This window comes from Pseudomonas sp. NPDC087342 (assembly GCF_044744265.1).
In the GTDB taxonomy this organism is placed as follows: Bacteria; Pseudomonadota; Gammaproteobacteria; order Pseudomonadales; family Pseudomonadaceae; genus Aquipseudomonas; species Aquipseudomonas nunensis.
The window spans coordinates 278,576-291,531 of sequence record NZ_JBIUXZ010000006.1; the positions used below are offsets into that span (position 1 = coordinate 278,576).

Annotated in this window: 14 protein-coding genes and 4 tRNA genes; 12 read left to right on the plus strand and 6 right to left on the minus strand. The window is 57.8% G+C overall.

All coding sequences use genetic code 11. The features are described from left to right. Window positions 1-103: 103 nt before the first annotated feature. Window positions 104-1,336, minus strand: a complete 1,233-nt coding sequence (gene sstT, locus ACIOYV_RS16485; protein WP_401325193.1) for a serine/threonine transporter SstT — start codon at window positions 1,334-1,336, stop codon at window positions 104-106. Window positions 1,337-1,671: 335 nt separating this feature from the next. On the opposite strand from sstT, the gene ACIOYV_RS16490 reads away from it, so the two are divergent. Continuing rightward, complete coding sequence (locus ACIOYV_RS16490; protein ID WP_054053937.1) at window positions 1,672-2,832, plus strand: MFS transporter; 1,161 nt, start codon at window positions 1,672-1,674, stop codon at window positions 2,830-2,832. Here the strand turns inward: ACIOYV_RS16490 and nhaR are convergent. Then, window positions 2,819-3,718, minus strand: coding sequence for a transcriptional activator NhaR (gene nhaR / locus ACIOYV_RS16495; protein ID WP_054617266.1), 900 nt, complete (start codon window positions 3,716-3,718; stop codon window positions 2,819-2,821). The genes ACIOYV_RS16490 and nhaR overlap by 14 nt on opposite strands. A gap of 171 nt (window positions 3,719-3,889) precedes the next feature. Here nhaR and ACIOYV_RS16500 point away from each other — a divergent pair, with 171 nt between their 5' ends. Then, window positions 3,890-4,132 (plus strand): hypothetical protein, encoded by a 243-nt coding sequence (locus ACIOYV_RS16500; protein ID WP_054053861.1) that lies wholly within the window; start codon window positions 3,890-3,892, stop codon window positions 4,130-4,132. A 28-nt stretch (window positions 4,133-4,160) separates the two neighbouring features. Beyond that, window positions 4,161-4,910, plus strand: coding sequence for a TerC family protein (locus ACIOYV_RS16505; RefSeq protein ID WP_163913636.1), 750 nt, complete (start codon window positions 4,161-4,163; stop codon window positions 4,908-4,910). A gap of 78 nt (window positions 4,911-4,988) precedes the next feature. Here ACIOYV_RS16505 and ACIOYV_RS16510 read toward each other — a convergent pair whose 3' ends face one another. After that, window positions 4,989-5,180 carry a hypothetical protein gene (locus tag ACIOYV_RS16510; protein WP_401325198.1) on the minus strand — a complete coding sequence of 64 codons (192 nt, stop codon included), beginning with the start codon at window positions 5,178-5,180 and terminating at the stop codon, window positions 4,989-4,991. 143 nt (window positions 5,181-5,323) lie between these two features. Between ACIOYV_RS16510 and ACIOYV_RS16515 the strand changes: the two genes are divergently transcribed. The 3 genes from ACIOYV_RS16515 to ACIOYV_RS16525 all read left to right on the plus strand — a co-directional run bounded on the left by ACIOYV_RS16515 (window position 5,324) and on the right by ACIOYV_RS16525 (window position 6,606). Further along, window positions 5,324-6,052 (plus strand): peptidase C39 family protein, encoded by a 729-nt coding sequence (locus tag ACIOYV_RS16515; protein WP_401325200.1) that lies wholly within the window; start codon window positions 5,324-5,326, stop codon window positions 6,050-6,052. Window positions 6,053-6,162: 110 nt separating this feature from the next. Then, a complete protein-coding gene (locus ACIOYV_RS16520; protein WP_401325202.1) occupies window positions 6,163-6,369 on the plus strand; it encodes a DUF6021 family protein in 207 nt (68 codons plus the stop codon). Between the two features lie 21 nt (window positions 6,370-6,390). Next, complete coding sequence (locus ACIOYV_RS16525; protein ID WP_054053853.1) at window positions 6,391-6,606, plus strand: hypothetical protein; 216 nt, start codon at window positions 6,391-6,393, stop codon at window positions 6,604-6,606. A 62-nt stretch (window positions 6,607-6,668) separates the two neighbouring features. On the opposite strand, the gene pbpG is transcribed toward ACIOYV_RS16525, so the two are convergent. From pbpG to folD, 3 genes are all read right to left on the minus strand, one after another. Then, on the minus strand, window positions 6,669-7,607 hold the full coding sequence (gene pbpG, locus ACIOYV_RS16530) for a D-alanyl-D-alanine endopeptidase (RefSeq protein ID WP_054053851.1): 939 nt from the start codon (window positions 7,605-7,607) through the stop codon (window positions 6,669-6,671). Window positions 7,608-7,766: 159 nt separating this feature from the next. Then, window positions 7,767-8,561, minus strand: a complete 795-nt coding sequence (mddA, locus tag ACIOYV_RS16535; protein ID WP_401325205.1) for a methanethiol S-methyltransferase — start codon at window positions 8,559-8,561, stop codon at window positions 7,767-7,769. A 172-nt stretch (window positions 8,562-8,733) separates the two neighbouring features. Next, window positions 8,734-9,588, minus strand: a complete 855-nt coding sequence (gene folD / locus ACIOYV_RS16540; RefSeq protein WP_401325207.1) for a bifunctional methylenetetrahydrofolate dehydrogenase/methenyltetrahydrofolate cyclohydrolase FolD — start codon at window positions 9,586-9,588, stop codon at window positions 8,734-8,736. A 274-nt stretch (window positions 9,589-9,862) separates the two neighbouring features. Between folD and ACIOYV_RS16545 the strand changes: the two genes are divergently transcribed. The 6 genes from ACIOYV_RS16545 to clpP all read left to right on the plus strand — a co-directional run bounded on the left by ACIOYV_RS16545 (window position 9,863) and on the right by clpP (window position 12,786). Further along, window positions 9,863-9,939: transfer RNA gene (locus tag ACIOYV_RS16545), tRNA-Arg, on the plus strand. A gap of 32 nt (window positions 9,940-9,971) precedes the next feature. Beyond that, window positions 9,972-10,047 (plus strand) — tRNA-His (locus ACIOYV_RS16550). 56 nt (window positions 10,048-10,103) lie between these two features. Next, a tRNA-Leu gene (locus ACIOYV_RS16555) sits at window positions 10,104-10,188 on the plus strand. Between the two features lie 78 nt (window positions 10,189-10,266). Further along, window positions 10,267-10,342 (plus strand) — tRNA-His (locus ACIOYV_RS16560). A gap of 404 nt (window positions 10,343-10,746) precedes the next feature. Beyond that, entirely contained in the window at window positions 10,747-12,057 is a 1,311-nt protein-coding gene (tig, locus tag ACIOYV_RS16565; RefSeq protein WP_054053845.1) for a trigger factor, read from the plus strand. A 93-nt stretch (window positions 12,058-12,150) separates the two neighbouring features. Next, on the plus strand, window positions 12,151-12,786 hold the full coding sequence (gene clpP / locus ACIOYV_RS16570; protein WP_054053844.1) for an ATP-dependent Clp endopeptidase proteolytic subunit ClpP: 636 nt from the start codon (window positions 12,151-12,153) through the stop codon (window positions 12,784-12,786). The last annotated feature ends 170 nt before the right edge of the window (window positions 12,787-12,956 follow it).

Below are 12,956 nucleotides of genomic sequence, written 5' to 3' on the forward strand. Positions count from 1 at the left end.
TTTCGTTTGATCTGTATTTGATCTTCTGTAGGAGCCAGGCTTGCCGGCGAAGGCGTACTCAAGATCGCCTTCGCCGGCAAGCCTGGCTCCTACAGGTGCGGTGTTATGCCAAACGCTGTGCTTTTTCGTCTTCACCCAAGCATGCGGCGGCGGTAAATAAAACATCCGTCGACGAATTCAACGCTGTCTCCGCCGAATCCTGCAACACACCAATAATGAAGCCCACCGCCACCACCTGCATGGCAATCTCACTCGGGATGCCGAACAGGCTGCACGCCAGCGGAATCAGCAGCAACGAACCGCCCGCCACACCCGAAGCGCCACACGCGCAAATCGCCGCGACCACGCTGAGCAAAATCGCCGTCGGAATATCCACGGCAATCCCCAGCGTATGCACGGCGGCCAAGGTCAACACGGTGATGGTGATCGCCGCGCCCGCCATGTTGATGGTCGCACCGAGCGGGATCGACACCGAATAGGTGTCTTCATGCAGGCCCAGGCGCTTGCTCAATTCCAGGTTGACCGGGATGTTCGCCGCCGAACTGCGGGTGAAAAACGCAGTGATCCCGCTTTCCCGCAGGCACATCAGCACCAGCGGATAAGGATTACGGCGCAGTTTCCAGAACACGATGACCGGGTTCATCACCAGCGCCACAAACAGCATGCAGCCTAGCAGCACTGCCAGCAGGTGCGCATAGCCGATCAACGCACCGAAGCCCGAGGTGGCGAGGGTCGACGCCACCAGTCCGAAAATCCCCAGCGGCGCAAAGCGGATCACCAGACGCACGATCAGGGTCACACCATTCGACAAGTCTCCGAGCACTTCGCGGGTGGTATCGCCGGCATGCCGAATCGCAACGCCCATGCCGATCGCCCACGCCAGAATGCCGATGAAGTTGGCGTTCATCAGCGCACTGACCGGGTTGTCGACCACGCTCAACAGCAAACTTTGCAGCACTTCACCGATGCCGCCCGGCGCGGTTACTGCGACATCCTGGGTCGACAACACCAGGCTCGACGGAAACAACGTGCTGGCCACCACCGCGACCACGGCCGCAGCAAAAGTGCCCAGCAGATACAGAAATAGGATCGGCCGGATATGGGTTTCCTGACCGTGCTTATGGTTGGCGATGGACGCCATGACCAGCACGAACACCAGGATCGGCGCGACGGCTTTCAGGGCCGCGACAAACACTTTGCCGATGAACGCGGTGGACTTCGCCACGTCAGGCGCAAACAAGGCCAGGGCAATGCCGGCGATCAGGCCGATGATGATTTGTGTGACCAGGCTGGTGCGTTTCAAGCGGTGCAACAGGGACGGGGATGAAGCGCTCATAACGGTATCTCTGATTTTTTTAGGTGCAGGGTTCCGCGCGTCACGCAGCAAAAAGCAGGGCAGGCCGCATGGAGGAACCGAGAGGTATCGCGACATCAATGCCAACAACTGGCCGATGAATAGGGTGTACGAATCGCAGGGCGCGGACTTTATCACAGGGTCGTCCCGATCCTTCAGACCTGTGACGATCTGCCGCCCGGGTGTTCCACGCGATATGCAGGTTCGTGCAACCCGGTTTGGAAACACTCTGTTAAGCTTCGCCCCCTTCATTTTCAAGTTCTGCCAGCGGGCCTCCGGGCTATCGCTGCTGTCGGCGTTTTCTGGAGTTCTGCATGCTGTTGCTGCCCATTCTTCTGTTGTCTGCCGCCGGTTTCACGGTGCTGACCACGGAGTTCATCATCGTCGGCCTGCTGCCGGCGATTGCCCGGGACCTTGAGGTCACGATTCCCCAGGCCGGTCTGCTGGTGACGTTGTTCGCGTTTACCGTGGCTGCGTTCGGTCCGTTCCTCACCGCGTATTTCGCCCGCTTCGAGCGGCGCAAGTTGTTCATCTCGGTGCTGATCATGTTCGGCGTGGCCAACACCGTCGCGGCGCTGGCGCCGAATATCTGGGTCATGGCCGCCGCCCGGTTGATCCCGGCGCTGGGGTTGCCGGTGTTCTGGGCGCTGGCCAGCGAGACGGCGGTGGACATCGTCGGACCGGACCATGCCGGACGCGCGATTTCCAAGATCGGGTTCGGGATTGTCTGCGCGATGGTGTTTGGCATTCCGGTCGGCACGCTGATTTCCGATGCGTTCGGTTGGCGCAGTGCTTTCGGCATTCTGGCGGTGATCGCGTTTGCCAAGGCGTTGCTGCTGTATATCTACTTGCCGAGAACGATCCTGCATAAGCAGCAGGCGAGCTTTCGTTCCCAGTTCAAGATCCTGCGCAGCCCGTTGATGATCGGGCACGTGCTGCTGTCGATCCTGGTGTTTACCGGCATGTTCACGGCTTACACCTACCTGGCGGACATTCTTGAGCGCCTGGCCGGTTTCGATGGCACGTTGGTCGGCTGGTGCCTGATGGGCTTTGGTGCGGTGGGGTTGTTTGGCAACTGGTGGGGCGGCCGTGCGGTGGATCGTCATCCGCTGATTGCGTCGATGATGTTCTGCGCGTTCCTGATTGCCGGCCTGATTGCGCTGGTGCCGAACATTCAGTCGCCGCTCGGTCTGGCGGCGGCGATGGGCATCTGGGGGATCACTCAGGCAGCGTTGTTTTTGGTCAGCCATGTGCGCTTGATGAAAGCTGCGCCTGAAGCGCCGGCCTTTGCCGCGTCGCTGAACATCGCCGGGGCCAACCTCGGGATCGGCCTGGGCGCGATGGTGGGCGGTCGGGTGATCAATGCCTTTGGCCTCGGCGGCCTGGGTTTCGCGGCGGCTGCTTTCATCCTCGCTTCGATCCTGCTGGCCATGGCGCTGATGACCATGGCGCCGCGTGAGCCGGTCACAGTTCAGTAAACAGCTCGCGTCGGGCACCTTCGGTAATGGCGACAATGCCGGGGTGCTTGACCTTGCGTTCCACTGAAATGGCATAGAACGACTCGGTGACCGCGTCGGTCTGGCCAATCAACTCCACGCCGTATTGGCGTTTCACCTCGTCGGCAATCACGCTCGGGCCAATGAAAATCCCGCTGCCGGATTGGCCGAACGCCTGCATCAATGCACTGTCATCGAACTCCCCGACGATACGCGGCTGAATTTGCTGTTCGGCAAACCAGCGTTGTAAACGACTGCGCACCACGGTTTCCGGCCCGGGAATCAGCAACGGTGCGCCATGCAGACTGCGCGGGAAGTCCTGGCCGAACTGCTCCGCCAATTGTTTTGTCGCAAAAAAACTGATCCCGCACTCGCCGAGCTTCTGGCTGTAGCCCTTGATGTCCAGGTGCGACGGCATCGGGCTGTCGGAAATCACCAGGTCCAGGCGCTGGATCGCCAGGTCGGCGAGCAACCGTTCGAGTTTGTCCTCGCGACAGGTGATGCGCAGCGGCTCGCTCAATTCCATGGTTGGCGCGATCAGGCGATAGACGATGGATTTGGGCACCACGTCCGCCACGCCGACCCGGAACAGGATCTGCTGCTCATTGGGCTGGGCGCGGAGCATCAACTCCAGTTCGCCACCGAGCTGGAACATCTGCTCGGCGTAGGGCAGGGTCTGGCGCCCGGCCTCAGTGAGTTCGAGATTGCGCCCGACCCGGCGGAACAACTCGATGCCGTAGGTTTGTTCCAGCAGGGAAATCTGCCCGCTGATGGTTTGCGGCGTCAGGTTCAGCTGCTCGCAGGCGCGCACGATGCTGCCGGTTTTGGCCACGACCCAGAAATAGTGCAGTTGGCGATAATTCAGCATGTCGGCAAATCCCTATTCGTATCGGTGGATATCGGCTATTGGGCTGGATTCGGAATGGCCGAAGTATAACCGCTAAAAATACGAATTTTCCTGAAGTGTTTGCCTCTCTAGAATGCCTCGCTATCGACGGGGTGCCTTTTCGCACCTGTCCGTGCTATCGAGGAAAGCCCAATGAAAACTATCGCTACGGCGCTGTTAATCACGTCTTTACTGGTATTGGCCGGTTGCGACCAGGCCGAAAAGAGCGCCCAGCAACTGATGGGCAAGGCGGCCGAGACTGCCAAACAGGCGATCGACGACACCCATAAAGCCGCCGAACAAGCGATCAGCGATGCCACTGGCGGCCTGATCAGCAAGAAAGAACAACCGGCTGAAGACAAAGCGAAAAGCCAATCTTCGTCCCAGGAAATCTAAACCGTCTCAAGCGAGTCAGGACTGACCCATGGAATACCTTGTAGAACTAGCCGCCAGCCCCACCGCCTGGATTGCCCTGGCCACGTTGATCGTCATGGAAATCGTGCTCGGCATCGATAACCTGATCTTCATTTCGATCCTGACCAATAAACTGCCGGAGCAGCATCGGCAGAAAGCGCGTCGTATCGGTATCGGCATGGCGCTGATCATGCGCCTGGCGCTGTTGAGCACCATCGCGTTTATCGTTCAGTTGACCGAGCCGGTAATCGATATCCTCGGCCATGCCTTCTCCTGGAAGGACATGATCCTGATCGCCGGTGGCCTGTTCCTGTTGTGGAAGGCGACCACCGAAATCCATCACAGCATGGATCCGGCGCCGGGAGATCCGAAGTCAGCGACTTCGGGCGTTACCCTGGGCTTTGCCGCCGCAATCGGGCAGATCCTCATGCTCGATATGGTGTTCTCGATCGACAGCATCATTACCGCTGTCGGCATGACCGAGCATTTGCCGATCATGATCATCGCGGTGGTGGTGTCGGTACTGGTGATGTTGCTGGCCGCTGATCCACTGGCCAAGTTCATCAACGAAAACCCGACCGTGGTGATGCTGGCCCTGGGCTTCCTGATCATGATCGGCATGACGCTGATCGCCGAAGGCTTCGGCGCCCACGTACCGAAAGGCTACGTCTACGCTGCCATGGCGTTCTCGGCAACGATCGAGGGGTTGAACATGATGTCCCGGCGGGCCAAGCAGAAGCGCATCGCTGCTGAAGCTTAACCGGCGCTGAAACAAACGGCCGCCTGCACTCGAAAGAGTCCAGGCGGCCGTTTTCGTTTGCGGGCCGAAAAGGGTCAATCAGTGCGCGGTGGCGGGGCGGGTCACCGGATCGGCTTTTGCTTCGGGTGCCGATTGCGCCGGGTGGTGATGGTGCCGGCGAGTGATACGCAGCACACCCCACAACATGGCGGCGGCCACGGCCAGCCAGCCGGAAATCAGCATTACGATTGTCATTGTCAGGCTCATCGGCGCCTCCTCTTTGCCCTGCATCGGGCACACGCTCTCTGCAAATGACAGTCTAGTCGCTGCTGTGTTTCAGGCTATTGACCAAAGGTCGCTTGTCACCAACCGGTTCGCTCTATCGAATGCAAACAACTGCCGGTTTAGGCTATACCGCTGTCGCGCGGCATCCTATGATCAGTGGCCAAGCCGGGGGCACGATTGCCTGGCGTCTGAACAAGAGAGTGATGATGGTGCGGGTATTTTCTCGAATTCGAACGGCTGCGTTGGTGGCGAGTTGCGTGGCGACGTTGGCCGGTTGCGCCGGCAGTGTGGCGCCTGAGGTTCAGCGACTGCCGGAGCGCGTTGAGCTCAGCGGTACGTTCTACCGGGGCCAGGCCAATCAAAGCGGGCCCCAGGTGTTGGCCAGCATGCTGTCCCAGCAGGGCGTGGTGATTACGCCCGGCCTGCTGGAAAAACCCCTGCGCTTGCCAGGCGCCGAGGCGCAGCTGCAGCAAAACATGCAGAACCTGGCTCGCGAATACGGCATGGTGGTCTATCCGCTCGACAGCAATCTGCCGGCGTTGTTGACCCAGGTGGCGGCCGGTTATCCGGTGATGCTGCGCTTCACCGAAGGTTCGGCGTTCTGGGCCGAGCCGCGCTACGCGATCCTCGCCGGGTACAACCGGCAAAAGCAGACGGTGCTGTTGCGTTCCGGGATGAACCGCCGGTTGTTGATGAGCTTCAGTTCGTTTGAGTCGTCGTTCAAGGATGCCGGCGGTTGGGCTGTGTTGATCCAGAAGCCGAACCAGCTTCCGGCCAAGGTCGACGAACAACGCTGGCTCAAGGCGGCCAGCGATCTGGGTCAGGCCGGCCAGGAGCAAGCAGCTGCGCGGGCGACCAAGGCGTTGAAGGCTCAGTAACTGTTTTCCTCGTAAGCGCTCCGTTCGTCATCTCCCGGGCACCGTCGTGTGCCCCAGGCCTCTGATGAGTAGGGCCCGGATTTCTCCGGGCCAGACCCAAGGAGGCGTCCATGGCACATTCCAAGACTTCAGATGGCCCGCATTCGTCCGAGCATTCTTCCGGCGATGATCTGGGCTTCGATCCCGATTCGCCCGACCTTGCCGACCCACAGGTCGATCCTGTCGGTCCTGCCAAGGCGCCCCTGGATATCAAGCCGGGTGAGGATGACAAGAAACCGGCGAAGCCGTACGACCCGCTGGGCGATCTCAAACCCTGATGCGCAATAATGAGGTGGCTTATGTCTACCGATTCGAGTTTTGACGACAAACGCCCAGACAGCGTGCCGACCACTCCCGAGGACGACATCGACCCGGTGCTGGACCCGGACAGCCCGCTGCGCGATCCATTGGCGCGTCCAATGGTGGTGCCGGAGGAACATCCGCACGGCTGGAAAGATCCGAGTGCCGGCGACGGCATTCCAGATGACGACCAGATGCCGCTGCCCAACGATTAACTCACTTGGCCACAATGCAAAAAGCCCCGATTGATCGGGGCTTTTTGCATTTTGTTGACGACTTATTTCGAGGCTTCAACCACGCCGCTCTGACGCTGCTTCAGGTTCTTCGCGGCTTTGTACTGCAAGGCCACCGACGGCGCAGTGGTGCTCTTGCCGGTTTCGACCCAACTGCGAATCCGAGTGGCGTCGGCAAAGTGTGTGTACTTGCCGAATGCATCGAGAATCACCAAAGCCACCGGGCGATTGCCCATACTGGTCACCAGCACCAGGCAGTGGCCGGCTTCGTTGGTGAAACCAGTCTTGGTGATTTTGATATCCCAATTGGGCTTGTTCACCAAATGATCGGTGTTGTGGAAACCCAAGGTGTAGTTGGGTTTACGGAACGCAACGGTGGTTTCCTTGGTGGTGGTCAGTTCAGTCAGCAGCGGGTATTTGTGCGCGGCGATCAGCAGCTTGCTCAGGTCGCGGGCCGTGGACACGTTGCGCGGGGAAAGCCCGGTTGGTTCAACGAAATGCGTGTTGCTCATGCCCAGCGCCTTGGCCTTGGCATTCATGGCTGCGATGAACGCGACATAACCGCCCGGGTAGTGGTGGGCGAGGGTGGCGGCAGCACGGTTTTCCGAGGACATCAGTGCGATCAGCAGCATTTTCTTGCGCGGCAGTTCGCTATTCAGTTTGACCCTTGAGAACACGCCTTTCATTTCCGGCGTGTGGCTGATGTCGACGTTGATGTATTCATCCATGTTCTGGTGCGCTTCAACCACCACCAGGCCGGTCATCAATTTACTGACCGACGCGATAGGCACGACCACGTCCGGGTTGTTGGCATAAATAACTTTGTTTGTTTGCAAATCCATTAACAAAGCGCTGCCGGAAGCGATCTTCAGTTGTGACGCGTCTCGCGGTGCCGCGGTGGTTTCCGCGGCATGGGTCATTGGCGTGATAACAGTCCCTGTAAATGCAAAAAATAGACTCAGGATGGAAAGACGGATTTTCACGCGGGCGAACTCATTAGGGTGGATATGCCGTTTTGTTACGGGCTGTTTCTTAAAAACGACGCATTCTAGGAGTATGAGCTACGAAAGCGCTAGGCGCCCGTATGGCGAGCGCTTTATATGAAGAAAATTTAATGTTTTTGGTGCTGGATTCAGTCGCCTTTATGCGTCTTTCTTGCGGTCCGGTTTGCGTTTGATCAGAGGCACCAGCATGGCGACGTTCTGTTGATAGCGTTGGTATCGCTCCCCGAACATCTCCACCAGATCTTTCTCTTCAAGATAAGCCCCGATCAGGATGTAGATCGTGTTGAGCAGCGCGAACAAAAGATGTCCGAAGGTCATGTCAGGCGTCGCCCAAAACACGATCAGAAACCCCAGGTACAAAGGGTGGCGGACCAGCTTATAGAGCAAAGGCGTTTTGAACGTGGGGCTGTCGGGCCGGGCAGAGCGCCAGGCGCTGAGTGCCTGGGTGATGCCGAGCAATTCGAAATGACTGATCAGGAAGGTGGAAAGCACCACCACAAAGCAGCCGAGCCAGAACACCGCCATAAGCAATCCGTGGCCCCATGGGGATGTCACGCTCCAGATGGGCGTTGCGATCGGTTGCCATAGCCAGAAGAGCAGGATGAGCACCAGGCACGTCGACAAGACATAGGTCGCGCGCTCAATGGGCGCGGGGATGTGTGTGGTCCACCAGCGCTTGAAACGCTGGCGTGCCATGCCACTGTGCTGGACGGCAAACAGCGTAATCAGCAAGGCGTCGACGATAACGGCCAGCGGCCAACTCAAGCCCTGTCCCGAGTTAATGTCCTTGGGCACACCAAGGCCGGAGAGAAAACCGATCAGGTAAAGCGCGGTGAGCAGGAACAGCAGGTAACCGCAGAGGCTATACAACAGGCCCGCCAGTTTTCCCGTGAGGGAACTCAGGTGATGTTCGGGTGTGGTGTTCGGCTTCATGGACGACTCCTGGCGAAGGTGCCATTGGTATCCGGTTGCCCTGTTGGCGCCTGAAGGACGTTGTTCTTGTTTGTGTATTTTATTCTGAAGGTTCGCGGGCGGTTTGTCCCAACCTCAAAAACAACAAAGCCCCGCAATAGCGGGGCTCTGTGTGTACAGCCAGCCAGTGAACTCAGCCGTGCAGGGTTTCCGCTGCGTACAGGGTGTTTTCCAGCAGGCAGGCGCGGGTCATCGGACCAACGCCGCCCGGAACCGGAGTGATCCAGCCCGCGCGGGGCAGGGCGGTTTCGTAGATCACGTCGCCGACCAGCTTGCCGTCTTCCTGACGGTTGATGCCGACGTCGATCACGATCGCGCCTTCTTTGATCCACTCACCCTTGACCAGGCCCGGCTTGCCGGCGGCCACTACCACCAGATCGGCACGGCCGACGTGACCGGCCAGATCCTTGGTGAAGCGGTGGGTGACGGTGACGGTGCAACCAGCCAACAGCAATTCCATCGCCATCGGGCGGCCAACAATGTTGGAGGCGCCGACAATCACCGCGTCCATCCCGTAGAGATCAGCCCCGGTGCTTTCCAGCAGGGTCATGATGCCTTTCGGGGTGCAAGGGCGCAGCAGGGGAATGCGTTGCGCCAGGCGCCCGACGTTATAAGGGTGGAAACCGTCGACGTCTTTATCCGGACGAATGCGCTCCAGCAATTTGGAGGCGTCCAGGTGAGCTGGCAAAGGCAACTGAAGCAGAACGCCGTCAATTGACGGGTCGTCGTTCAGGCGATCGATCAGATCGGTCAGCACTTCTTGAGTGGTTTCAGAAGGCAGGTCGTAGGCTTGCGACAGGAAGCCGACCTCTTCACAGTCTTTACGCTTGTGCGAGACATAAACCTGAGAGGCAGGATCGCTGCCGACCAGGATCACCGCGAGGCCGGGCGTGCGCAGACCTTGCTGGCGACGCTCGGCAACTCGTTTGGCGATCTGCTGGCGCAGGCTGGCGGCGATTGACTTGCCGTCGATTAGTTGTGCAGTCATTGCGCGTGATTAACCATCGAGAGGGGAAAAAAAGAGGGCGCATTCTCGCATGTCAGGCGGCGGGGGCAAAGGCGCTTGGTCTGCAAATTCCTCTAAGCCCTTTAATTAAATGAATTTTTTTTAAAAAGGATTTGACGGCCTCTGGGGCGCTCTATACTATTCGTCGCACTTGTCGGGCACAGCCTAGCACTGGATGAGAAGGTCAAGCGGGATTACGGTTCTGCGAGACTGGAAGCACTTAGTTTGTAGTCCTCCAAGAGTACAGATTAATAAGGCGCCCGTAGCTCAGCTGGATAGAGCATCCGCCTTCTAAGCGGATGGTCGCAGGTTCGAGTCCTGCCGGGTGCGCCATTAGGCAGCTTTGGCACAAGTAGCGCAATATGGTGGGCGTAGCTCAGTTGGTAGAGCACGGGATTGTGACTCCCGTTGTCGAGGGTTCGATCCCCTTCGTCCACCCCATATTTCGAAAGGCGCCAGATTAACAGTCTGGCGCCTTTGCTTTAACAGCTTCAAACGCGGATGTGGTGGAATTGGTAGACACACTGGATTTAGGTTCCAGCGCCGCAAGGTGTAAGAGTTCGAGTCTCTTCATCCGCACCAAATAAAGCTTCGCTCAGGCCGGTTGGCCTGATTGGGGTTTAGCAAGGGAAGTTTTTGGTTTCTTTGCACTGCAATATGGTGGGCGTAGCTCAGTTGGTAGAGCACGGGATTGTGACTCCCGTTGTCGAGGGTTCGATCCCCTTCGTCCACCCCATATTTCGAAAGGCGCCAGATTTAACAGTCTGGCGCCTTTTTTGTTTTAGCGGTTCGAGTGTTCAGCGACTGCATGTCCTGGGTCGCAGCGGTGGGGTGTTTCGTCGTATTTTTGTTTCTCGATGATGCCGCGCCGCCCGCCGGTTTTGCATGCAAGACCGGTTGTCAGGGAGATGATTGGCAGCTTCTTCTTATATATAGAAGAGGTGGTGCAGAGCCCTGGCTTGATTGGCTGTATTTGCTAACAGGGCGAGGCGCAACCGTTTGTCCCTCGCCTATAAATTGCCTGCTGCTTTTTTACCCGTTTTCAGTAGGGTGACTTCTTGAGTTTGACCCACTAGAATGCATGCCCTTGATTCTGGGGTCGGAAACGGCCGGCTAACGTCTGTGCAACGAGGAATATCCATGCAAGTTTCTGTTGAAAATACTTCTGCTCTTGAGCGCCGCATGAGCATCACCGTGCCGGCTGAGCGCATCGAGACTCAGGTCAACAAGCGTCTGCAGCAGACCGCCCAAAAGGCCAAGATTGCTGGCTTCCGTCCAGGCAAAGTGCCAATGAGTGAAATCAAGCGCCGTTTCGGTGCTGATGCACGTCAGGAAGCTGTTGGCGACGTGATCCAGTCCTCCTTCTACGAAGCTGTCGTTGAGCAGAAGCTGAACCCGGCTGGCGCTCCTTCGATCGAGCCTAAATCGATCGAAGCTGGCAAAGATCTGGAATACGTCGCTATTTTCGAAGTGTTCCCGGAGTTCACCGTAGCCGGTTTCGACGGTATCACCGTTGAGCGCCTGAGCGCTGACGTGGCTGACGCTGATCTGGACAAGATGCTGGACGTACTGCGCAAGCAGAACACCCGTTTTGAAGTGGCCGAACGCGCTGCCCAGAACGAAGACCAACTGAACATCGATTTCGTTGGCAAGGTTGACGGTGAAGTGTTCGCTGGCGGTTCCGCCAAAGGTACTCAGCTGGTTCTGGGTTCCGGCCGCATGATCCCGGGTTTCGAAGACGGTCTGGTTGGCGCTAAAGCCGGCGAAGAGCGCGTTCTGAACCTGACCTTCCCAGAGGACTACCAGAACCTCGACCTGGCGGGCAAAACCGCTGAGTTCACCGTGACTGTGAACACTGTTTCCGAGCCAAAACTGCCAGAGCTGAACGAAGAGTTCTTCGCTCAATTCGGCATCAAGGAAACCGGTCTGGAAGGCTTCCGCACCGAAGTTCGCAAGAACATGGAGCGCGAACTGCGTCAGGCGATCAAATCCAAGGTCAAGAATCAGGTAATGGACGGTCTGCTGACCACCAACCCGATCGAAGTGCCTAAGGCTCTGCTGTCCAACGAAGTTGACCGTCTGCGCGTGCAGGCTGTTCAACAGTTCGGCGGCAACATCAAGCCTGACCAACTGCCGGCCGAGCTGTTCGAAGAACAAGCCAAGCGCCGCGTTGTACTGGGTCTGATCGTGGCTGAAGTGGTCAAGCAATTCGACCTCAAGCCTGACGAAGCCCGCGTTCGCGAAATGATTCAGGAAATGGCTTCGGCCTACCAAGAGCCTGAGCAGGTTGTGTCCTGGTACTACAAGAACGACCAGCAACTGAACGAAGTTCGTTCGGTTGTGCTGGAAGAACAAGTTGTGGATACTGTTCTGCAGAAAGCTAGCGTGACCGACAAGTCGGTCTCTTACGAAGAAGCAGTCAAGCCGGTAGAAGCTCCACAAGCCGACTGATCGTTTCTGTAGTAAGAAGTAATCACCATAAGCCAGCCTTCGTGCTGGCTTATGCGTATTCAAGACATAACTATTTGGGAGTGACTGCAGAGCATGTTCCGTAATTCGTATATTCAGCAGAACTCTGATATCCAGGCCGCAGGCGGCCTGGTCCCGATGGTTGTCGAGCAGTCCGCTCGTGGCGAGCGCGCCTACGACATCTATTCGCGCCTTCTCAAGGAGCGAGTGATCTTTCTGGTTGGCCCGGTAGAGGACTACATGGCTAACCTGATTTGTGCGCAACTGCTGTTCCTTGAAGCGGAAAACCCGGACAAGGACATCCATCTTTATATCAACTCCCCGGGCGGTTCGGTGACAGCAGGCATGTCGATCTACGACACCATGCAGTTCATCAAACCCAACGTATCGACCACGTGTATCGGCCAGGCGTGCAGCATGGGCGCTTTCCTGCTGACGGCCGGTGCCCCCGGCAAGCGTTTCTGCCTGCCGAACTCGCGCGTGATGATTCACCAGCCATTGGGCGGTTTCCAGGGCCAGGCGTCGGATATCGAAATCCATGCCAAGGAAATCCTCTTTATTCGTGAGCGTCTCAACACGCTGATGGCCAAGCACAGCGGGCACACTCTTGAAGAAATCGAGCGCGACACCAACCGCGATAACTTCATGAGCGCAGAAGCCGCGCGTGAATACGGCTTGATCGATGAAGTGATCAGCCAGCGCCCCGCTTAAATTAAGCAGCTCAAAATAGGCTTGGTCGGCTGCTCCGATCACTAGCGGGCTTGAAAAAGCCCGCAATAGCCTTCATCTTGTGTTGCAAGCCTATCGGATTTGGATCGAACGAATGACTGACACCCGCAACGGCGAGGACAACGGCAAGCTGCTCTATTGCTCCTTCTGTG

Bases quoted from the DNA above. Each gene is read 5' to 3' on its own strand.
- sstT (WP_401325193.1), bottom strand. From the start codon at position 1,336: ATGAGCGCTTCATCCCCGTCCCTGTTGCACCGCTTGAAACGCACCAGC.
- nhaR (WP_054617266.1), bottom strand. From the start codon at position 3,718: ATGCTGAATTATCGCCAACTGCACTATTTCTGGGTCGTGGCCAAAACC.
- ACIOYV_RS16500 (WP_054053861.1), top strand. From the start codon at position 3,890: ATGAAAACTATCGCTACGGCGCTGTTAATCACGTCTTTACTGGTATTG.
- ACIOYV_RS16505 (WP_163913636.1), top strand. From the start codon at position 4,161: ATGGAATACCTTGTAGAACTAGCCGCCAGCCCCACCGCCTGGATTGCC.
- ACIOYV_RS16510 (WP_401325198.1), bottom strand. From the start codon at position 5,180: ATGCAGGGCAAAGAGGAGGCGCCGATGAGCCTGACAATGACAATCGTA.
- ACIOYV_RS16515 (WP_401325200.1), top strand. From the start codon at position 5,324: ATGATCAGTGGCCAAGCCGGGGGCACGATTGCCTGGCGTCTGAACAAG.
- ACIOYV_RS16520 (WP_401325202.1), top strand. From the start codon at position 6,163: ATGGCACATTCCAAGACTTCAGATGGCCCGCATTCGTCCGAGCATTCT.
- ACIOYV_RS16525 (WP_054053853.1), top strand. From the start codon at position 6,391: ATGTCTACCGATTCGAGTTTTGACGACAAACGCCCAGACAGCGTGCCG.
- mddA (WP_401325205.1), bottom strand. From the start codon at position 8,561: ATGAAGCCGAACACCACACCCGAACATCACCTGAGTTCCCTCACGGGA.
- folD (WP_401325207.1), bottom strand. From the start codon at position 9,588: ATGACTGCACAACTAATCGACGGCAAGTCAATCGCCGCCAGCCTGCGC.
- tig (WP_054053845.1), top strand. From the start codon at position 10,747: ATGCAAGTTTCTGTTGAAAATACTTCTGCTCTTGAGCGCCGCATGAGC.
- clpP (WP_054053844.1), top strand. From the start codon at position 12,151: ATGTTCCGTAATTCGTATATTCAGCAGAACTCTGATATCCAGGCCGCA.